Origin of the sequence: Pseudooceanicola endophyticus (assembly GCF_018760365.1) — a bacterium.
GTDB lineage: Bacteria > Pseudomonadota > Alphaproteobacteria > Rhodobacterales > Rhodobacteraceae > Pseudooceanicola > Pseudooceanicola endophyticus.
On sequence record NZ_JAHIAB010000005.1, the window covers coordinates 121,887 to 146,437 of the forward strand.

At 67.3% G+C, this 24,551-nt stretch carries 1 protein-coding gene (only partly in view); it reads left to right on the top strand.

Annotated elements, in window-relative coordinates; translation table 11 throughout:
- Positions 1-24,551: the 5' portion of a beta strand repeat-containing protein gene (locus tag KM176_RS10770; protein WP_160896042.1), read on the top strand. It continues 6,034 nt past the right edge of the window; the window shows 24,551 of its 30,585 coding nt (coding positions 1-24,551); it begins with the start codon at positions 1-3; its stop codon lies beyond the right edge, outside the window.

Genomic DNA, 24,551 nt, shown 5'->3' on the forward strand with positions numbered 1-24,551 from the left:
ATGTCGTTTCCGTTTGCTCATCAGAGCCGCGGCCAGCTGCCGCATATTCCCTACAACCGCCGCACCCGGTCGCGGCTGCGGGGACGGGACAAACGACGTTTCGCCGCGCTGGAGCGCGCTGCCCGCCGGCTGATGCTGGATCCGCTGGAACAGCGGGTGCTGCTGAACGCCGACGTGCTGGCGCTGGATCTGGCGGCCTATTACCAGGACAACCGCGACACCGACCTGCTGGTCCAGCTGCATCAGCAGATCGAGGGCGAGGGCGAGAGCGCGACCGAGGTGCAGCGCGTGCAGATCCTCGACCGGGCGGGCGGCACGGTGCTGAGCTTCGGCGACCTGAGCGAGATCACCGGAGTCTCGATCACCGGCGGCGCGGGGCGCGACCTGATCACCTTCGACGGGCGCAGCTTTGGCGATGCGCATCCGCTGAACTTCCATTTCGACGGCGGCGCGGGCGAGGATGGCGTGACCTTCGACACCGCCCGCGACACCGGCTGGACCATCGGTGCCCCTGACGCCGGTCTGGCCAATGATGGTTTCCTGCGGCTTGATTTCGCCGGGGTCGAATGGCTGACCGGCGCCGATGACAACAGGGACACCTTTACCTTGGGCGCGGGCGGCGCGCTTGCGGGCGGGCTGGACGGCGGCGCGGGGGGCTATGACAGCCTGATCATCGAGGGCGATCACGACAGCCTGACCTATACCGCCCAGGACGAGACCAGCGGCCTGATCACCCTGGACGGCAGCGCGCTGCGCTTCACCGGGCTGGAGCCGGTCAGCATCGCCGGGGCGCTTGCAAGCTATACCGCCGATCTGGGCGGGCTGGTGGGCAGCCATGAGGCGACGCTTTCGGTTCTCAACAAGGGGAATGCCAGCAACGAACGCTTCATTGTCGACGGGCCGGGCTTCGAAAGCATAGACTTCCTGGTGCCCACCGACAGCCTTGTGATCCACAGCGACGGGCTGCTCGATCCCGATGTCGGCCTGACGATCACCGACTGGGTGCTGGGCGATACCACGGGAATGGATTTCACCGTGCGCACGGAATCCATCATGCTGGATGCCGGCGTCTCGGTGGGGACGCTGGCAAACCCGGTGAAGTCGGTGACGCTGGAGGCTTCCAGCAGCGGCTCCGGACTGGGGCTGAGCCTGGTGCAGCTGACGGGCATCGGCCCGGTTTCGGCGCTGCTGGATGTGCAGGGCGCCATCCATTCCAGCGGCGCGGTGGAACTTTCGGCCCATGCCGAACGGGTGCTTACGGCCACGGGTGATTTCTCTCTGGAAAGTTTCAGCGGGATCAATCCCTTGCAGATGCCCACGCTGAACGCCTCCGCCTCTGTCGGGGGCGCTTCGGTGATTTCGGGCGGGGCCTTCCGGCTTGAGGCCTCGACGCTGCTTGATGTGCAGATCGACGGCAGCCAGTCGGTGCTGGGCTCCATCGCCAATGCGGTCGTGGCCGATATCACCGCCCATGCCAGCATCGCCTCGGGGGCCGAGGTTTCGGTGGGCAGCGACACGCTGCAGGGGGAAACCGTCTCGGGTCTGGTGCGGGCCAGCGATGCCTCCTCGGTGATCCTGGACGTAACCCCGGACGAAGACGGGACGGAGGGCGCGGATTCCACCGGCATCCTTGGCAATGCCCTGGAAAGCTTCGAGGTATCGATCGGCATTCTGACCGTGACCCGCGACACCCAGGCCCTGGTCGGCGGCACGATCGACGCCCAGGGTGCCTTCGCGGTCGAGGCCAGCAATACCGGCACGTTTGAAAACAAGGTCAGCGCCTCGCTGATCGGTGCCACCTACCTGAACGCCAGCGATACCGTCCTGGCGAAGGTCACCGGCGACGTGACCGGCACCGACCTTTCGGTCAGCGCCCGCAATACCTCCAGCTACGAGGTGATGGCGAAGATCGCGGTCAACACGATCTCGGGCAGCACCCGCGCGCTGGTCGAGGGCGGCACGCTGACCCTTTCCGGCGGGCTGACGGTCCTGGCGCTGGACCAGACGCGGCTTCAGGCGCTCTCGGGCGAATTCGACGCCTATCTGGACGAGCTGACCGAGATCACGCTGAGCGAAAGCGACGGCAGCAAGATCTCTGTCGCCGCCGCCGTGTCCGAGATGGACAAGGATGTCGAGGCCGCCATCGACGGCGCCGACCTGAGCGCGGCGGGCGATGTGACTGTCACCGCCTCGAACGAGCAGGAGCTGATCTCGCGCGCAGCCGCGCTCAGCCTGCGCGACACCCGCAGCACGCCCTCCACGGCGACGCTGATCGCCTCCACCAAGACGGTGGGCTTTGGCGGCACCCTTGCCTTCAACGAGATGCGCGGCACGACCGAGGCCGCGATCCGGGGCGGCGCCCAGGTCTCGGGCGACACGATCACGGTGGGGGCCACCAATGCGGCGATCCTCGACAGCCTGTCCGAAGCCTCGACCAAGGTCACCAGTGGAAACAATTCCGCCGTCGGCGTCAGCATTTCCTTCAACCTCGTGGGCTTCGACATCGACGTGCTGGATGCCTTCGCGCTTGGCCTAGATACGCTGATCGGAATCAACGAGTACCTTGGCAACGAGGATCCTTCGAACGCCCATGCCCATGTCACCGCCTCCGAGGTCGCTGCGGCCGGCGCGCTGAGCGTCACCGCGAAGAACCAGAGCCTGATCGACGCCACGGTGACCAATGCCGCGACCTCCCATGCCTCGGATTCCGCGACCGCGAACCCGCTTTACGATGCCCGCGGCATGGGCTTCGCGCTGATCCTGGCCAACAACAAGATCGCCTCGGATGCGGTGGCCGAGGTGGTGAATGCCCTTGGCACCGTCACCAGCGGCACCGCGCTTGAGATCGCGGCCGAGGATACCACGACTCTGGCCTCCAACGCCAAGGTCACCTCTGCCTCGGTGACCACCAATGACGGCGGGCTTTCGGGGGTGGATGCGGCGCTTGGCACCATCCTGCCCTCGGATCTGAACACCGATGGCGACAAGGTCTATGACGGCACCGGCACCGAGGTCGCGGGGGCCAGCTGGTCCGTGGCCTTCGGGGACCGCATCGCGCTGAACCACGACTGGGAAGGTCAGGGCAATGCCAATGGCGAGGCCGGGACGATCTATCGCTACATGGGCGGCACCCCGGTCAGCCTGGACCTGCTGGACACCGATTTCGAGGATACCGACTTCTGGCAGCGCGTCCCCGAGACCGAGCTGCTGCCCACCGGCACCAACCTGAGCGACAGCGTGGGCGTCGGCGGCATGGCGGTGCGCAACCTCTTCGATGCCCAGGCCATTGCCCGGGTGATCGGGTCGGCCCTGGAAGCGGGCGGCGATGTCAGCATCACCGCGCTGGAAAATGCCACGCTGACCTCGACCGGGGACATGGCGGTTTCGTCCTCGGGCGGGGGATCGGTGCAGGGCGACAAGGGCGACAGCCTGGCCGTCGGGGCGCTGATCGTGGTCAATACCGCCAATGCCGGGGCGCTGGCCTCGGTCGAGCAGGGCTCGGACGTGGCCTCCACCGCCGGCAAGGTCAGCCTGGCGGCGCGCAACATCGCCAGCCTGAAGGCGCAGCTTGATACCGCGATCAGCGCGGCGGGCGACAGCGTCGGCGTGGTGGTGGCCTTCAACACCCTGGGCTACGCGGCCGAGAACCTGCTGTTCCAGACCATCGACGCGCTGATCGGTACCGATATCGGCGCGCAGACCCCCTCGGATTCCGTGGCGCGCATCCTCGACAGCGACGTGAGCGGCCAGACCGGCGTCAGCGTCACCGCCCTCAATGCCGCCGAACTTCAGGCCCGCATCGGCACCGCCGTCAGCACCGATACGGCCGCCATGCAGGGCGCCTCGGCCATGGCCGCGCAGGGGGTTCTGGCCTCCAACATGCTGGCCGGCAAGGCCTCTGCCCTGATCGACGAGAGTGACGATACGCCCTCGGATGAAACCGTCGAGGCGCCGGAGGGGATCGTCGCGGTGCGCGCCAGCGATGAAACCGTGCTGAAAAGCCAGACCGTGATCGACACCGGTGCCTCGCGCACCAACGACCTCGGCCTCGGGATGCTGAATGCCCTCGCGCAGGAGCTGATGGATACCTACCAGTACACCACCCAGTCCGGCACCCAGACCCTGAGCTTCGGGGATCGCGTCTTCATCGGCACCAACCACGGCGATGCGGATCTGCACGGCAAGGTCTTCCAGTACATGGGCACCGATGCGGCGGTGGCGCTGAACGGCGCGATCTATGCCGACATGGATCTCTGGAAAGAGCTGGACGAGACCAACATCATCCCCCCTGCCCTGATCGGCGTCGCCGCCAAGGGCGCCCAGATCCAGACCGGATCGGCCAAGGCCTATTACGTCATGGTCAGCCGCAACGAGGCCGAGGGCGGCGCCGAGGCCTATATCGACGATTACGCCGTCACCGCCCGGGGCATCGTTGTCGAGGCCCGCGAACAGGCCACATTGAATGCGCTGGATGCCAGCACGATCAACGCCGTGAACACCTATGGCGGGCTGATGGTGACCAATGCGCTGAACGCCCGGGCCGAGGCGCGCATCACCGACAGCGCCGTCACCGCCACCGCCGGGGATGTCGATGTCTCGGCGCTGAACCTTGCGGTGATGGATGCGACGACGCTGTCCGCGATGACCGGCGTGTCGGAGGCGATCAACGTGGTCGTGGCCTTCAACAGCGTGGGTTTCGACGGATCGAACGTGCTGTTCCAGACCATCGACGCGCTGCTGGGCTCTGACTACCTGATCGAGGCCGCGCCGGTGGGCGCCGATGCGCTGATCGCGGATTCGGTGATTGTCGCCTCGGGCGACGTGACCGTCACCGCCGAGACCTCGGAAGAAAACGCCGACATCGCCTTCACCGATACCACCGCCCAGCTGCTGGACGACATGGCCGAGGCCAAGCCCCTGGACGAGGTGGACGCCACCGGCGATGCCGCCGCCCTGGCCGCGCTTCAGGCCGAGTTCGAAGCCGCCGGGATCAGCTATGAGGGCAGCCTTTCGGTCGAGACGCTGGAGGTGCAGTTCCGCTGGTACATCACGGACGAGATCGGTCGCACCTGGATCATCGAAAACCGCGACGGCACGCTGGTGCTGCTGGTCGCCAACCTGCTGGACGCCCGCGTCGGCAACGAGGCCTCGGCCATCGCCACCAACAACCGCGCGCTCTTCGATGCCTATGTCGAGGGCTCGAAAGAGGACAATGCCGGCAAGGGGCTGAAGGATCTGAAATACGGCGCCGATGGTACCGCCGGGGGCGGGCTGCTGGCCACCAACCGGATCGCCAGCCAGACCTCGGCGCGCATCCTCAACACCACGACGACCGATCACGCCGCGACCGATACCGTCGCGACCCTCACCTCCGGGGAGACGGTCACGGTTGCTACGGATACATATGAATACATCGGCGCCGATCTCGGGGCCGATGAAAGCTTCCTCTACACCACCCGGTCCGAGGTGCAGCGGCTGGAGGCGGGTGATCGCATTCGCCTGCATGAGGATCACGGCGCCTGGTCCGAGGGCGATATCCTGGTCTATTCCGGCGCCACGCTGGAAGCCGCGCAGACCGATCCGCGGGCGGTGGATTACGCGCTGATCAGCCTTTTCGACGTGCTGGATGCCCAGCCGGGCGATTTCGCCCTGGGCAATGCGCCGCTGGCGATCGACCTCTCCGATGCGGTGCAGGACTATGCCAACAATGCCGCCTGGCAGCTGCGCGATGGCACCCTGCCCCAGGGTTCGGTCAGTGCCGGGGGCGCGGTCACGGTCAGCGCCTCGGACACCGCCCATATCCGCGCCGACAGCAATATCGAGATCTCGGCCGTCGTCACCAACAACATGGATGCCTTCACGGCGCTGGCGAACCAGGCGCTGCAGAACGAATATGCCTATACCTCCTTCTCCGGCACGCAGGATCTGGCGCAGGGCGACGTGATCTACATCGGCTCCAACGGGGGCGCCGAGGCGGGCAAATATTACCAGTACGCGGGGGAAGGCGGCAGTTTCGACCTGACCAATGTGGCGGGGCTGGGGCTGGCGGATGACAGCACCTGGACGCTGCTGAACGGCGATGTCGATCCGCAGGACATCTTCCCCAACTTCGGCAACCTCGCGGAAAGCAACGCCCGCGCGGTGGGCGGGATCGTCGTCACCAATGACGTGCGCTCCGAATCGCAGGCCGAGGTCACCAATATCGCGATCACCGCGACTTCGGGCGATATTGCCGTGCAATCGCGGGCAGATGCGACGATCCTGGCGCGGCTTGCCTCCAATGTCACCTCCTCCGGTGGCAGCGCCTGGGGCACCGGAGAGTCGCTCGCCGTCAATGCCACCATCGCCACCAACATGGTCCGCGCCAGCGCGACGAGCACGGTCACCGGCAGCGACCTGAGCGCCGGCGACGCGATCCGCGTCACCGCCGACAACAGCGCCGTGCTGGATGCCACCACCCAGACCGAGACCAATACCGGCGATACCGGCGTCGGCGTCGGCGTCACGCTGGCCTTCAACACTTTGGGCTGGAAGGCCTCCAACCTGCTGTTCAACGCCGTCGATGCGCTGCTCGGCGATCCGCTGATCTCCGAGGCGATGAACGGCGAAGTTCCGTCGATGGCGCGCGCCTCGGTGATCGACAGCAGCCTGGAGGCGACCGGCGATCTGACGGTCGAGGCGACCTCGCGCGAGCGACTGAATGCCACCGTGTCCAATTCCACCGTCTCGGCGGCCTCGGCCCAGACCGATGCCAGCGGCAAGAGCGTCGGTGTGGTGCTGGCCTCCAACAAGGTCAGCGGCCGCGCCTATGCCGAGATCGACAGCAGCGGCGCCCCGGCGGCCACGATCACCGCCGGCGGGCTGCTGGCGGTGCGGGCCAGCGACCAGATCGGCCTGTGGTCGAATTCCAAGCTGGTCAGCTCTTCCACCACCACCAATGACGGCGGTCAGGCCGTCGCTGCCGAAACCGCCAATGATGCCCAGCAGGCCGACTGGCTGGCCCTGGGCGCGGGCACGCAATCGGTCACGGTGCAGTTCGGCGATCTGGTGCGGCTGGACGACAGCTATGGCAACGGCGGCACGGCGGGCGGGGTCTACGAATACCTTGGAACGGAAGATGTCATTGATATCAATGATGTGGACTATGAGGACAAGAACCTCTGGCGCCCCACTCTGACCACCCAGGGCATCCCCAGCTTCGGCAATGTCTCGGAAAGCGATTCCGTTGGCGTCGGCGCCCTGGTGGTGCTGAACGACCTGCGTTCGGACGTGGCGGCGGTGATCCGGGGCGCCGATGTGACGGCGGGCGACATCGCGGTCGAAGCCACGGAAGAGGCGGTGATGGAGGCGCTGGCCGATGCCGCGACCTCCTCCTCGGGTGGCTCCAACCTGGGCGAGGGCACCTCGGTCGCGGTGGGTGGCATCATTGCCACCAACGTGTTGCAGGGCGGCGCCGATGCCGGGGTGATCGACAGCACCCTTCACGCCGGCGACATCCTGGTCGAGGCGACGAACAGCGCGCAGCTGCTGGCCGACAACACCTCCCTCGTCGGGACGGGCGACACCGGCGTCGGCATCCTGCTGGCCTTCAACTCGGTCGGGTGGGAGCCCTCGAACGTGCTCTTCAACACGCTCGACGGGATCCTGGGCGATCCGCTGATCTCTTCCGCCTTCAACGGCGAGGCGCCCGTGGATGCCGAGGCCTTCGTGCTGAACAGCACCCTGATCGCCACCGGCAAGATCGAGGTGCTGGCCAGCAACGACGCAGAGGTCAGCGCCAGCACCGCGAACGAGACCACCTCGGCCGCGGCGGCGCTGCAGGACGCCTCGGGCACCGCCGTTGGGGCCATCGTTGCCACCAACAAGCTGTCGGGCACCGCCAGGGCCTATGTCGATATCGCCAAGCTGCGCCAGTCCGACGGCACCCAGCGGGTCGAGACCGGCGACCGGGTTCTGGCAAACTCCGGCAATGTCTACGAATATTCCGGCGCCGAGGCGGTGATCGCCCTGGCCGGAGAGGATTTCTCGGGGGCCGACTGGACGCTGGTCGGCGATGATGCGGGGCTGCCGGTCGATCTTCAGGCGGGCGGTGGCCTGCGGGTCGCCGCGACGGACAGCAACGCGATCCGGGCCGACAACACCCTGACGGTGACGACGACCGTCACCAATGACGCGGGTCTCGGAATCATCTTCACCACGCTGGAGAATGTCGCCAACGACTATGCCTACACGACGAAATCCGGCGTTCAGCGCGGGCTGAGCTTTGGCCAGAAGATCTACATCGCCGATGATTACGACACGGCGAAGGCGGAACGCGGGGCGCTCTACCTCTATGTCGGCGACAGCAGGGTCGGGCAGGATGTCGATCTGGGGGCGGTGGATTACGATGCCTCCGACGACTGGGTGAAGATCGACCCGCTGGATATCGAAAGCCTGCTGCCGCCGGGCGTGAACCTGAACTTCTCGGAATCCGATGCCACCGCCGGGGGCGGCATGGTGGCGATGAACGATGTGCGCGGCGCCGTGATCGCCCGTATCGCCGAGGCGCAGCTGAGCACGGGCGGCGACATTGCCGTCACCGCGACCGAGGATGCCTCGATCGAGGCGCATAATGTCGGCGACGTGGCCGCCGATGGCGGTTCCGCCTTCGGAGAGGGCGGAACGACCCTCGCCGTCAATGCGCTGATCGCCACCAACGTGGTTCTGGCGACGGCGCAGGCGCTGGTGCAGGACAGCGACCTGGACAGCAGTGGCGGTGCCGTGGTGGTCCAGGCCGACAATACCGCGACGCTCGACAGCGATATCGACATGTCCACCACCGCCGAGGGCGGCGGCGAAAGCTACGGCATCGGCGTGACGCTGGCCTTCAACTCGGTCGGCGTCAGCAGCCAGAACGTGCTGTTCAACACCATTGACGCCTTGTTCGGCCTGCTGCCGGCGGATGAGGATCCGGCGATGGCCACGGCGGTGATCCTGCGCTCGGATGTCGATGCCCAGAGCGGGATCACGGTGCAGGCCACCAATGCCATGGTGCTGAACGCCGATATCGTCAATGCGGCGCTGGCGACCTCCATTGCGCTGAAGGACAACACCTCGATCACCGTGGCGCCCATCGTGGCGCTGAACCGTGGCAGCGCCGGGGCCACGGCCGAGATCCGCGATGCCGACGTTGCCACCGCCAGCGGCGACATCACCGTCGCGGCCCTCGACACCAGCCTGATCCATGCCGAGAACATCGCCGCTTCCGCCTCCATCGCGGTGGGCACCGGCAAGTCCCTGTCGGTCGCAGTGGCCACGTCCATTGCGCGCAACACCCTGCGCAGCGTCGTCGATGCCGGCATCCTGGCCTCTGACGCCGAGGCGACCACCGGCACCATCGCCGTCATCGCCAGCCGCGCCGGGGTCATCGAAAGCACCGCCGCCGCCGTGGCCGCCAGCGTCTCGGGCGCGGCGGATGGCAATGCGGTGGGCGTCTCGGTCGGGGGCGCGGTGGCCGTGAACCGCCTCTTCGGCGCCGCCGAGGCCAGCGTTGAAGACAGCAGCCTTGTCGCCGAAGCAGTTGAGATCCATGCAGAATCCACCTCGCGCATAGACGCGACCGTGGCGGCGGCGGCGGTTTCCGTCGCGGTCTCGGCATCGGGTGACAGCACGGCGGTGGGCATCGGTGCCTCGATCTCCGACAACCAGATCGGCTGGCAGGATGCCGCCGTGAGCCCCGATCATGCCAGCGACCAGTCGGTGATCCTGACAACCGGCGATGTGGTCGCGGTGACGGAAGGGGCCTATCGGGGACGGTTCTACGAATACGTGGGAACCAGTCGCACGGACACGACGGATCTTTCCATCGCCGATTACGGCGACCTTCAGGCCTGGAAGGAAGTCGGCCTGTCGCGCGAAGGTGCTCTGACATCGGCGCATCTGGACAATTCGACCATCACCACCAGCCTCGGCGCCGATGCGGGGCTTGAGGTTGAGGCGCTGAGCGAACAGACCATCACCTCTCTCGTGCTGGCGGGGGCGGTGGCCGTGGCGGTGGGCAAGTCGGGGATCGCCGTGGGCGGCACCGGCAGTTTCGCGCGCAACCGGATCGCCTCGGATGCGGCGGCCTATGTGCTGGGCGACGGCGGCACGCCGCTGCAGCTGGCCCATGGCCGGATCGTGGCGCTGGACCGCTCCTCCATCGACAGCGTGACCGGCGCGGCCTCGGTCGCGGTGGGGGTCGGCACCTCTTCGACCGCCGTCTCGGTCGCCATCGGCATCGCTGCCTCGCTGAACGAGGTGTCGAACCGGACCGAAGCCTGGGTCGAGGACGCCGCGCTTGTGATCACGGGCAGCGATCAGGGCAACTCTCTGGTCGTTTCGGCGGAAACCTCGGCGGGGGACAGCTTTACCCTCGCCTCCCCCGGCTTCGATGGCGATGACCTGGACGATGCGGCCCAGATCGACATGGGGAACGACGACAAGGGCACCGAGGATCCCTCCGATGACGAGGTGACGCCGGACGCCACCGATGCGGCAGCGGATGCGGCGATCCTGGCGGCGCTGCGCACGGCCCTGAACGGGCAGCTGGATCCGCAGGACCAGATCTCGGCCACGGATACGCTGCGGGTCTCGAAGGCGGGCTTCGGGCAGTGGCTGGCGGTGGTCGAGGACAGCAATGGCGACGGAGAGGGATCGGGGCGCAGCTTTGCCCTTTCCTTCGACGGGAATGTGCTGAAGGTCGACCGCTCGACCATCAACGCGATCTCGGCGGCGGCAGCGGTCAGCGTTTCCGTCAGCTCTTCCAGTGCCATAGCAGTCAGCGGCGCGGGGGCGTTTTCGCAAAACAGCGTCACCGCCTCGGCGCTGGCCTGGCTGGAGGGCACGACGGTCAGCGCCCCCGGTGACGTGGTGATCGAGGCCTATGGCGACAGCACCATCAACGCGGCGGTCCTGGTCGCCTCGGCGGCGGTGGCGGTCTCGGGCTCCACCGGCGTCGGCGTCTCGATCGGGGCGGCCATCGCGCGCAACCTGCTGGGCGATGACGGCGCGATGGAGGTCATGGCGACCGTGACCGACAGCCGGATCACCAGCGGCGGCGACCTTGTGATCACAGCCGAGGCCGCACAGCAGATCCACGCCCTGACCTTTGCCGGGTCGGTCGCGGTGGCAGGCGGTTCGACAGGCGTCGCAGTCTCGGGCTCGGGCGTGTGGAACGAGAACCTGATCAATGTCGACGTGCTGGCGGCCATCGACGGCGACGCCGGCCAGACCACGGCGGACAGCATCACCGTCACCGCCCTGAACAATTCGGAGGTCGAAGCCTTCGCGGGGGCGGCCTCGGTCGGGGTGGCCTTCGGATCGACCGGGGTCGCGGTCTCCATCGGGCTGGGCCTGGCCCAGAACGAAATCGCCGGCAGCGTCATCGCCCGGCTCAGCGGCGCCGATGTGGCGACCACCAGCGGCAGCCTTTCGGTCATCGCCGACAATGCCGCCGCCATCAGTGCCTTCGCGGGCGCCGCCTCGATCGCGGCGGGCTTCGGCCGCACCGGGATCGCGGTCAGCGGCGCGGGGGCCGAGGCGACGAACCGCATCACCTCCCGGACGCAGGCGCTGATCGAGGACAGCACCGTCAGCAGCACCGGCGACGTGGATGTCACGGCGCAAGCGTCGGGCGATATCAATGCCATCGTGCTGGCGGCTTCGGCGGCGGTGGCCGTGGGGCAGACCGGCGTCGGAGCCTCTATCGGCGTGGCCGTGTCGCGCAACCTGATCGGCTATGGCCAGGGCACGACGCCCTACAGTCACACCACCGCCGACAGCGTCACCCAGCTGACGCAGAACGCCACCACCGTGCGGATCGAGGCCGGCGCCCGGGCGGGCGACATCTATCGCTACATCGGCGACACGGTGACCCAGGCCGACAACGTGATCGACGAGAGCGGCGCCACCGCGCCCTTCGCCCTGAATGCGCAGGATTACGGCAATACCGACCTGTGGGAGCTGGTGAACCTGACGGACAGCGCCGCCGTGATCGACGCGGCCATCACCGACAGCGACGTGACTGCTGGCGGCGGGGTGCTGGTGGATGCCCGCAGCCTTCAGGCCATCAAGGCGGCCAGCCTTGCGGGATCCGTCGCGGTCGCCGGCGGGCAGACCGGCGTTGCGGTTTCGGGCAGCGGCTCGGCGGTGGAAAACCGCATCAACACGGATGTTACGGCCCGGATCGCCGGGGCGGGCAGCGACGTGCAGGCGGATCACGTAGTGGTCAATGCCGACGACATTTCCACCATCGACGCGGTCTCGGCGGCGATGGCGGTCTCTGTCGCCTTCGGGCAGGCGGGGGTCGCGGTCTCGCTCGGCGTATCCATCGCGCTGAACGAGATCGCGGGCGATGTCGGGGCCACGATCAGCGAGGCCAGCGTGACGACCATGGGCGCGCAGGGGATCACCGTCAGCGCCTCCACGCCCGAGCTGCCGCTGGGCAGCAGCGCCTCGGATGCGGTGGTGTCCGTCTCGGTCGGGACGCTGGATGATCTGGCCGTGGCCGACATGATCGACAGCGACACCCCCGATGCGACGGACCTTGCGGGCGATGCGGCGCTGGCCGCATCGCTGGCCAGCGCCCTTCAAAGCGCCGGTTTCGAGGTCCTGGGGACGGTCAAGGTCGCAGCCCTGGAAGAGGGCCAGAGCTGGACCGTGGTCGATGCCGAAGGCTCCTCCATCGCGCTGCGCCTGGAGGGCGGCCAGATCCGCGCGGCCAAGGCGGCGATCAACGCGGTCTCCGGGGCGGCGGCGCTTTCGGTCGCGGTGGGCCAGGTGGGGGTCGGCATTGCCGGCGCGGGCGCCGTGGCGCTGAACTCCATCCAGTCCGCGGTTGAGGCTTCGGTCGTGGATGCCGATCTGACGACCACGGGCGGCGGCGATCTGGTGATCGACGCGCGCTCTGACACAGAGATCAACGCCGCCGTGCTTGCCGTGTCGGCGGCGGTGGCAGCGGGCCAGGTCGGCGTGGGGGTCGGCATCGGCGTCTCGGTGGCGCGCAACGTCATCGGGCGGGATCTGACGGGCGCTCCGGTGGCCGGACGCGGTGTCGTGCAGGCCTATGCCGAAGACAGCAGCATGGATCTGTCCGGCGATCTGACGATTACCGCCGAAAGCGCCCAGGGGATCCGGGCGCTGACCTTCGCCGGCGCCGCAGCTGTGGCGGCAGGTCAGGTCGGCGTGGGCGTCGCGGGCTCCGGGGCCTATGCGGAAAACGTCATCGACGCCACCACGGGCGCCTGGATCGATGGCGACGGCACCGGCATCAGCGCCGATGTGATCACGGTCGAGGCCAGCGATACCTCGAGGATCGACGCCTTCGGCGGATCGGTCGCGGTGGCGGCGGGCTTCGGCATGGTGGGGGTCGCGGTTTCCGCAGGCGTGGGCATCGGCTTCAACGCCATCGGCAGCGAGGTCCTGGCCGAGATCCGCAATGCTGACAGCGGCGTCGCCAGCACGGTCGGGGACATCGCGGTCCTGGCGAGCAACAGCGCGCAGATCCGGGCCGCCACCGCCGCCGCCGCGCTGGCGGTTTCCGGCGGGCTGGTGGGCGTCAGCTTTGCCGGCGCCGGCGCCTCTGCCCAGAACGAGATCACCGGAGCCACCACCGCGCGCATCGCCGATGCCAGTGTCACCGCGGCTGATGATCTGCGGGTCGAGGCCACGGGGGAGGCCCGGATCGACGCCATCGTGCTGGCGGCCTCGGCGGCCATTGGGGTGGGTGCGGGCGGCTTTGGCGCCTCCATCGGCGCCAGCCTGGCCGAGAACCGTATCGGAAACGGCGACAGTACGGGCGTATTTGCCACGATCGACGACAGCACGGTGACGGCAGGCGGCGCTATCGACGTTCTGGCCACCATGGACGAGGCGCGGATCGACGCGACGGTCGTGGCGCTTTCGGTGGCGATTGCCGGCGGCGCGGTGGCAGGGGCGGCGGCGGGCAGCGGCTCGGACGCGGTGAACATCCTCGACTATGCGGTGATCGCGCAGATCGACGACAGCGCGGTAACCGCAACCGGCGATACCGTCACGGTCGAGGCAACGGATCATTCGGTCATCGACAGCTTCGTGGGCGCGGCCAGCGTCGCGGGCTCTGCCGGTCTGGTGGGCGGCTCGGTCGCCATCGCCGTGGGCTTGTCGGAGAACAGCGTCGACAACACGATCCGCGCGCAGGTCGACAATTCCGACATCACCGCCGGGGCCCTGGTGGTGAATGCCGAAGATGACAGCGACACCTATGCCGCAGCAGCCGCAGCCGCGGTTTCGGCCTCGATCTCGCTCGGGTTCTCGGTGGCCGGGGCGGGAACGCAGGTGCTGGCCACGAACAGTTCGCGCACCCAGGCGCTGGTTTCGGGCACCGGCAACAATGATGTGATCACACTCTCCGGCGACCTGAGCGTCACCGCAGAGGCCCGCCCCCGACTGGAGGCCGAAACCGTCGCCGCCGCCCTCTCCGTGGGCTTTGCCGCCTTCGGCGCGGCGGGCAGTTCTGTCGAGGTCACCGCCCTGCCCGAGGTCACGGCCTCGGTCACGGGCGTGATCACAAATGCCGATGACGTCACCATCGAGGCCACGGGCCGCGCCCGCGCCTCGGGCCTGGCGGTGGGCCTGTCGCTGGCGACGGGCTTTGCGGCCTCGGCCAACGTGGTCGAGGTGACGCTGGCCAGCGACGTTGCCGCCACGGCGGGCGGCACCATGGATGTCGACACGCTGAATGTCACCGCGCGCACGGCGGAATACCAGAACCAGACCAATGCCACGGCCACCACCTATGCGGCGGCGGGCGGGTTGATCGGCGCGACCTCGACCCTGGCGACGACCCATGTCGGCGACAGCGTGACCGCGCAGATCGCCGGCGGCGCGCAGATCGATGCGCTGGTCGATGTGAACATCGCCTCCGTGGCCGACAGTTCGCAATATGCCGATGCCCTCGCGGCAGCGGTGGGGATCGTCGGCATCGGCGCCGCGGTGGCCGAGGCGACGGCGGATGTGACCTCTCATGCCACGGTCGGGACCAATGCCGATGTGACGGCGGCGCTGGTCAACATCAGCGCCGGCGGCACCGCCGAGGCGGTGGCCGACACCACCGCAGGTTCGGGCGGGGCGGTGGCCGGGGCGGGCGCCGCCCCCACGGTGCAGATCGACGCCGATATCCGCGCTCAGATCAGCGATGGCGCGCGCATCGAGGTGGCGACCAACAATGCTTCGATCATCGACTACTATGCGGGCAATATTGACGAAATCCCGGGCTTCCTGAACATCACCGCCGCCTTCACCGCGCGGCCCAACGCCTTTGTCACCGCCTCCAGCTTCGGGCTGATTGCCGGCAATGGCGCGGACTCCGACATCGGCGTCGATGCCGATGTGGTGGTCCGCTTCGGCAGCCAGGACGGCGATGGCACCGGCGCCGAAGTGATCGCCGAAAGCCTTTATGCCGCAGCCACCAGCACGGTGATCAAGGCCGCCGTCAGCGGCAATCACCTTGATGGCGATGCGGGGGGGCTGGCCAGCGGCGCGCTGTCGTCCTCAGACATGGAAATCGCGCTGCGCACCCGGATCGACATCGACGATCACAGCACGATCACCGCCACCGACGCGACCGGAAGCTTTACCGCCCGGGCCTTCAATGCGCTCGACATCAGCGACGACGTGGCGCTGTTCACTGCCGGGGCGCTTTCGGGCGCGGGCGCCTTCACCGACCTGACCGCCAATACCCTGCTGGCCGAGATCACCGTGGGCACGGGCGCCGTGATCGACGCCGCCGGAGAGTTGATCTTCGAGGCCAATGGCCAGCACAATGTCGATCTGCATTCCAAGTCCGAGACCTACGGCCTGGGCACCGTCGCCGTGGGCCATGCCAAGATCGACCTGGCGCCGGACAACCTGATCACCATTTCGGGCAGCGTCACCGCCGGGCGCGACATCCACCTGACCGCCGGCACCGATGCCGACCGCACGATCTATGCCCATGAGCTGAAAGCCTATGTCGACAATTTCGCCGGCTCCCTGATCCCGATCGACGATCTGGAAACCCGCGCGGTGGTGATCACCGACAACACGATCACCGTGGGCGCGGGTGCCCTGCTGGAGGGCTTTGCCAACATCAACCTCTTCGCGGATGAGCTGGGGGTGGCGAACCTGGACGTGAAGGCCAAGGCGGTGAACTGGACCTCGGCGGTGACAGATGCCATCGACAGCGCCCTTGGCGGCAACAATGCCAACCTCGGGCCGGGCTTCGGGCGGGCGCTGGCGCGGGGCAGCGTCGTCAACGACGGGCTGATCCGCACCGGGGCCGAGCGTCACAAGGATCTGACGATCAGCTTCGACGCCGCGACCGGCGCCTTCATCGGCACCTCGACCACCAGCGCGGGCGTGCAGACCTGGACCTTCGATGCCAGCTCTGTCTCGGGGCCCTCGGATCCGGGCACCTTCCTGCTGACCACCAATGGCCAGGACAGCGACATCACCTTCACCGTCAAGCTGGAGCAGGTCGAAAGCAACCGTGCCGCGCAGCTGGACATCGCGCGGGAGAACCTTGCGCTCTACAATGTCCGCGACGATGACGGGAACATCGTGAACCCCGACCTGGTGCAGTTCTACGAGGACCAGATCGAACGGATCCTGGACGAGATGCTCGCCGCAGGCGAAGCCCAGTGGTACGATTACGACAATGACGGCGTGGTCGACATCGACCAGGGCGAACTGATCCCGCTGCTGCCCACCGTCCAGATCATCGAGGTCGATCCGGTCTTCGCCCAGGCCGGCCTGGTCGAGGTTCTGGCCGATCAGCTCTATGGGTCCGGCACCTTCGACACGCCGCGCGACAGCTCGATCAACATCACCAACCAGACCGCCGCCTATCTGGTGATCGGCGGCGCCGAGATCCCCGAGGTCAACGGCGGGGTCTATTTCAACGGCAACGACGTGTCGCTGGCGGCCAATCCCGGCACCGCGATCCTGGACGAGAATGGCGAGGTCACTGCGAAGGATGGCGGTTACTGGAGCCCGATCACGCCCGGATTCTCCTTCTCGGCGGCCTCCACCACCCCCTCGGGCGGGGTGCCCGAGATCAATATCACCATCGATTACGACGCCCTTGGCGCGGTGCTGAACGATGGCGATCCCAACACCAATACCGCCGTCTGGCCCGACCTGATCATCAACGGGTCGGTGCTGAACCTGCGCGGCGACATCACCATCGACAACAATTCCAACTACGGCTCCTCGAACGGGTCGGTGCTGGTCTATGCCGATGTGAACGGCCAGAACGTCTATATCCGCTCGAACGGGACGACGATTCTGGATACCGGCGCCACCCAGGACCATCTCGCGGGCGAACCCTATTCGAAGTGGAAGACCGCCGACCTGACGGGCAACAACTACGCCGACCGCACCGCCGGGATGCTGAACGCCGAGCGGATCTCTCAGGCGGCGATCGACGCCTTCCTGTCGGTGCAGCCCACCACCCCCTCGATCACCGGCGACCGGATCTACATCGAAAGCCAGTACCTCAACATCAACGGCATCATCCAGTCGGGCGAAGAGACCTTCCAGGTCACGCTGAACGACGCCACCCGCGACAAGATCGCGGCGCACAAGGCCAGCGGCTCCTCGACCGTGATCCTGCTGCCGACGACGAATTCCGACTTCCAGATCTACTTCGATCCGACCGCCAATGCCGGACAGGGCGCCGTGCTGGTCACCCCGCTGACCCCGGGCGGCGGCTACGTGGACATCACCGCGCGGGTGATGAACACCCGCAATGGCGAAATCATCGTCTACGGCGGCTACCCCGAGATCGAGATCGTCAACAACATGGTCTTTACCGGCGCCTATGCCGGCTACACCCCCGAGATCATCGTGCAGGAGCTGGACGCCACCACCCGCGGCACCGGTGAGCTGATCATCAAGGATCTGGCGAAACAGGCCACCAACGGCGTGCCCTACACCACGATCTACCGCGTCAATGCCGCCGGAGAGGTTGAGGTCAGCGACAATGGCGGCGGCTATGTCGGTCAGGGTGCGGCGAAGGATTTCACCTACAATCCGCAGTCCGGCTACCGCTACGGCTGGATGCTGGCCCAGGGCAGCCGCGAGGTGCTGATCGAGGAATGGACCGAGGGCGACTGGCTGGGCATCGACGCCTTCGCGCCCGACAGCCGCGCCCCCGACAAGACCGACACCACCACCTTTGCGGGGGAACTTGTCCCGGATTCCAACTATTTCTACCTGGATGTCGCGCATGACGGCGACGCCTATACCTTCGACAGCGTGACCGTCACCGACAATGTGAACGGCCCCTATCGCACCGGCTACGAACACTGGTCCACCTGGTACGGCACCAATTACAGCTGGTTCCAGTACACCACCGTCACCGACAGCGTCGAATACGTGACCCACACGATCGAGGCCGACCGCCCGATCGGGATCAGCTTCATCGGCCATGCCGCGGGTTCCATCGTGATCGACGGCGGGGCCTCCGACATCACCATCGACGGGCCGCTGAGGAACGCCTACGGCGCGACCTCGATCACCACCACCGGGGTCATCACCACCACCAATTCCGGTGCCATCCTGGGAGAGATCGGCGGCCGCACCGTGACGCTGAGCGCGCGCGCCCTGGGCACGGATTACGAGGCCCTGCGGGTGAACCTGTCGGAGGCCGCCGGCGTCACCGGGCAGCGCCTGGATGCCACAGCCTCGGCGGGGATCGTGCATCTGTACGAGACCTCGGGCGATCTGGTGCTGGGCACGATCTCGGCCGGCGGGGGGGACCGCAATGCGGTGATCACCGCCGCGGGCAGCATCCTGGCTGCGGCCACCGGCCACGGCATCACCGCCGATGCGATCACGCTCACCGCCGAGGACGGCGATATCGGCAGCGCGCTGCGGCCGATCCTGATGGACACCGGCACCCGCGACCAGTCGCTGCTGAGCGCCACCGCGCTGTCGGGCAGCATCGCCGTGCGCGAAACCGACGGCGATCTGCGGCTGTACCAAATCCATGCCCGGGACGAGGTCTATGTCGGCGTCGCCTCCGGCGATCTGGTCGATGGCAACCAGACCGAGGAAACCGATGAACGCGCCGTCTCCGAGCTGAGGAACGGCGTCTGGGGCGCCCTCAGCCTCACCGATTACGAGACCGACGAGGCGGGCAACCAGGTCTGGACCGGCGCCGCCAGCCAGAAGGTGCAGGATGCCAAGGACACCCTGGCCAATGCCAAGACGCAGGAATACCGCAGCTACTGGCAGACCCGCATCGCCCAGGAGGCCGGTTATGCGCTGGAGCTGGCCGATCTGCATCCCGACTGGGATCAGGCCAGCATCGACGCGGCGGCGGCGGCCTTCTACCTGACCTTCCGCGCCTCGGCCCCCGAATACGACCCCGCCGCCCTGCTGCGGCTGAGCGCGGATGAGGAAAGCTACTACGAGGCCTTCTACACCGCCCAGGCCACCGCAGAGGGCGCGGCGGATGTCACCGCCTATGTCGCCAATGCGATCCTGACCCTGCGGGCCGCGCGCACCGCGCAATACCGTGGCCTTGATGCCATCTGGGGCAGCTACACGGGCACGCCCGGCAATCCGCTGACCGCCGATGTCTACGATGCCGGCTGGAGCTACCAGCTGACGGCAGAGGAGGCGGCGGCCATCGACGCCTCGATCAAGATCTGGACGGAAGAAGAGCTGATCAACGCCATCGGGGCGGGCCTGCTGGTGCCGGTGACCGACACCGATACGGTGATCGAAGAGGCCAATATCATCGGCGCCGACGTGACGCTGGATGTCTCGGGCCAGATCGGCGCCACCGACGGGTTCGAGATCATTGCCATCGACCCCGATACCCCGCTGACCCCGGATCAGCGCGTGCTGCTCTCGGCGGCGGAACGCGACGACCTGTTCTTCCTGACCACGGACCGCTTTGCCGCCACGGTGACCTTCGACGCCGCTGCCGGCACCATCACCCGCACTTCGGGCAGCTGGGACAGCAGCCTGTCCGGTCAGATCATCCAGGTGGAGGGCAATTCCGCCAACGCCACCGAGGAAGGCCCCTTCTACACCGTCGATCACATCTCGGCTGACGGGCTGACGCTGGTGCTGGACACCAGCCGTGTCGCCCTCACCCTGTCGGAGGTCAACGTGGCGGTGCATGTCTCGGGTCTGGCGCTGGATCCGCGCGGCCTCGACCTGTCGGACATGGAGGTCGACATTGCGGGCAGAACGCTGACGCTGGTCGGCGGGGTCGGCGATTTCTCGGGCTACCGGGCGGGGATGAAGCTGCTGCTGGCGGGCGACACGGCCAATGCCAATGATGCCGACAGCCTTTACACCGTGATCTCGGCCAGCGCGACGACGCTGGTGCTGGATCAGGTTCTGACGACCGAGACCGGCGTGACCCTCGACGTGAACCAGTTCGTCGAGCTGACCATGGTGCAGGTCCAGCTGCGCGAGGATCTGGATATCACCGTCACCGGCCAGCTGGACGTGACGGCGGGCGGGCAGGCCTATATCGGCTCGGAATCCGCGATCAAGCTGGGCGTGCTGAACGTCGCGGGCGATCTGCGCCTGCGTGCCCAGGGCGACCTGACCAACGGCGGCGGCAGCAGCGCCACCAACATCACCTCCCAGGACCTCGTGCTTGAGGCCGGGGATGGCGGCGTCGGCGGCAGCGGCACGATCTATGTCGATCAGGATGCGGGCTACAAGCTGACCGCGCGGGGCACCGGCGACATCAACGTGACCGAGCGTGACGGCGACATGAACGTCTCGACCATCTATTCGGCGGGGGGCGACGTGTCTCTGGTGGCCGAGGGCTCGATCCTCGATGCCAATGCGACCGAGTTCGTGAATATCGAGGCCCGGGATATCACCCTGACCGCCCAGACGGGCTCCATCGGGACGAAGACCAACGCGATGGAGATCGAGGCGCGCGGCGACGGGCTGAGCGATCCCGATGCGCTTGGCCTCGTGACCCTGACCGCCGCAGGCGACGTCATCGTCTACGAGCAGGAAGGCGACATGAACATCCGCAACGTGCTCTCGCGCGGCGGGGATGTGGTGCTTTATGCGCAGTTGTCGATCTTCGACGCCCTCGATCTGGTCGATCCGACCGCGCCTGAGACCAGCGCCGATGGCACCACCACCGGAGCGCGTCTGGCCGCCGACGTGCTGGCGGCGGGCAGCATCACCCTCACGGCGGAGTTCGGCTATATCGGCGCCTTCGGCAATGAGCTGGACATCGACAGCCATCGCGGCGGCACCGGCGTGGTGACGGTGACCTCGAAGGAGAACACCTTCCTGATCGAACAGGCCGGGGATCTCTATCTGAACACCGTCGAGGTGACCCAGCCCAACCCGGCGCTGGCCACCGCCTATCTGACCGCGACCGTGGGCAGCATCTGGAACGCGCTGCTGCCGGGCGGCAGTTCGAACGTGCTGGGGGGCCGGGCCTACCTGATCGCCCAGGGCAATATCGGAAGCGCCGACAACCGCCTTTATACCCAGATCGGATCGCTGCAATCGCTCTCCACCACCGGCTCGACCTTCGTGACCAACGATGGCGCGCTGACGGTGGAAACCATGGATGGCGGCGCGGGCGCCGGCCAGTACGCCGGCGGCGATGTGGAGACCACCGCCAGCAGCCCGATCACGGTCGCCAACACGATCACGGCGGGTGGCGACATCACCTATCTGTCCACCGAGACGGCGCTGGCCGATTACGACAATTTCACCGTGCTGGACGGGATCAGCGTCACCGCGGGCGGCAGCATCTACGTCACCGCCGGCGATCACGTGACCCTTGGCACCGGCGCCCTGCTGCAGGCAGGCGGCGACGTGAGGATCAGCGGCGACCTGACCAGCCTTGACGGCGAGGGCAGCGCCATCCTGATCAACGGTGTGATCACGGCGGGCGGCAGCCTCTGGATCACCACGGGGGCCAACAACGACACCCTGACGCTGAGCGAGACCGGACAGATCACCGCCTTCGGGGCCGTGACCCTGTCGATGGGCGCGGGCAATGACGCCGTGACCCTGGCCGCCGATCTGGAGGCCCAGAGCGGCAATGTGACCGTGACCCTGGGCGAGGGAACCAACAGCTTCACCCAGGACCAGGGCCTGATCCGCGCCGGGGGGAACCTGGTGATGACCTCCGGATCGGGGGGCGACGACATCGCCCTGACCGGCACCACCGAGGTCGGCGGCGATCTGTGGATCGCGACCGGAGATGGCAGTGACAGCCTGCTGATCCGGGGCCAGCTGGACGTGGGCGGCAATGCGGTTCTGCTGATGGCGGGCGGCATCGACCAGCTGTGGATCGACAGTGAACCGCCGTCCCCTGCCCTGCCGATCACCATCGGGGGCGATCTGCTGATCGACACCGGCACAGGCGCGGATGTGCTGCTGATTGCCGACAACATGATCGTCGGCGGCGACATGGTGGTGCTGACCGGCGAGGGCGCCGACCAGATCCAGACCCTCTCGGTGGTCTTCGTCGGCGGTGACACGGTGATCGACACCGGCGCCGGGGCCGACACGCTGCACATGGACGGCAGCCACCACAGCGACGGCGGCATCAGCATCGACACCGGCGAGGATGCCGACGAGATCGAGATCACCGGCATCCTGGAAGGCATGATCGAGGTGCTGATCGACACCGGCAATGCCGATGACCTGTTCACCCTGACCGGGCTGATCGGCACCATCGGCGATGCCACCCTGATCACCGGAGAGGGGCAGGACACGGCCGACCTCTCGGGGCAGATCGACGCGGGCGAGGCGCTGCTGATCGACACCGGCACGGGGATCGACCTGGTGGCGATCACCGGCGTCCTGCTGGCCGGCAGCTCGATGATCCTGCGCACCGACGAGGGAGAGGACCGCATCGCCGTCTCGGGCGAGATGCGCGCCGGCACCTCGATGCTGATCGACACCGAAGAGACGCGCGATTTCCTGACCGTCACCGGGCTTCTGGAGGCCGGAAGCGACCTGACCGTGCTGCTGGGCACGGGCGATGACCAGATGGTCTTTGACGGCGCCGATGTCTTTGCCGGTACCACGCTGGTGATCCATGGCGATGCAGGCGCCGACCGGATCCGCATCCTCGATCCGCAGGCCTTCGACGGCACGGCGGCGATCTACGGCGACCTTGGCGATGACCTGATCGAGATCGTCCGGCTGGATGGCCAGGGCGCCTTCGACAGCCTGCTGGTGGATGGCGGCGCGGGCTCCGACGACCTCTCGGTGCAGACCCATGGGTCCATCGGCGGGATCGCGGTGAACTACGTGATCGACGTGCGGGACAGCGGCGGGCCCACCGATGTGGATGCGATGATCGTGCTGGGCACGACCGAGGATGACGTCTTCCTCAGCCGGACCTCCTTCTTCGCCCTGCTGCATGGCGATATCGACCAGATGCGCGGCGCGGATCCGACCCGCCCCCAGACGCTGGAGCGGATCAACTACGACCGCGCCATCAATGGCCGCGTCACCCTGTTGGGGCAGGCGGGCGACGATACCTTCATCGCCGACGACAATGCCGCGATCATGACGCTGGACGGGGGCCTCGGCGACGATACCTTCCAGTTCGGCCAGCTGTTCGGCAATGATCCCAACGTGGCAAGCGGTGATAACGGCATCGCGGCGGGGGATGAGATCAACGCCGTGCTGACCACCCGCGGCTGGCTCTCGGACGGGATCAGCTTTGCCACCGTGGCCTTCGGCGGCGAGGGGCAGGACAGCTTCACCGTCTACGCCAACCGGGCCCAGCTGAAGCTGGAGGGCGAGGCCGGCAATGACGAGTTCACCGTGCGGGCCTTCCTGCTGGCGGATGACGGGTCCTCGTCGCTGCAGGACGACACCCAGCTGAACGCGGGCGAAGGCGACGACCTGATCCGCTACAACATCAACGCGCCGCTCGATATCGACGGAGGCGCGGGCTTTGACAAGGTGATCGTGCTGGGGACCGAGGGCGACGATGCCTTTGTGATCACAGAGGATGGCGTCTTTGGCGCCGGTCTGAACGTCAGCCTGTCCAACACCGAGGAGCTGCTGGAGGTCGACGGGCTGGAAGGTGACGACAGCTTCTTCATCCTCTCGACCGCCGCCAATGCGGTGACGCGGATCATCGGCGGGCTGGGCTCGGACACGTTCGACGTGACGGGGGATGTGACCGAGACCATCATCTCGGCCGATCTGGCGGGACGGTCGGGTCTGATCAACCATCAGGCGGCCAGCGCCGATGACGCCTATGACCAGACCTTCATCGAGGGGTTGGGAACCACCGTCGCCGATGGCAACCAGGGCGCCGTGATCATCAGCCAGGGAGCTGCGGGCGACGCCACCCCCGGGGTCACGCAACTGTCTGAAAATGAAGGGGATCGGACGGATATCTATGCGATCCGGCTGACCGATATCCCGACCGGCGTGGTCTATGTGACCGTCTCGGCCAACCGCGCTTCCAGCGCCGACCGGAACCTGGCGCTGCCGGGGATGGCGGCGGGCACGGCGATCAGCTTTGCCGCCGGGGGCAG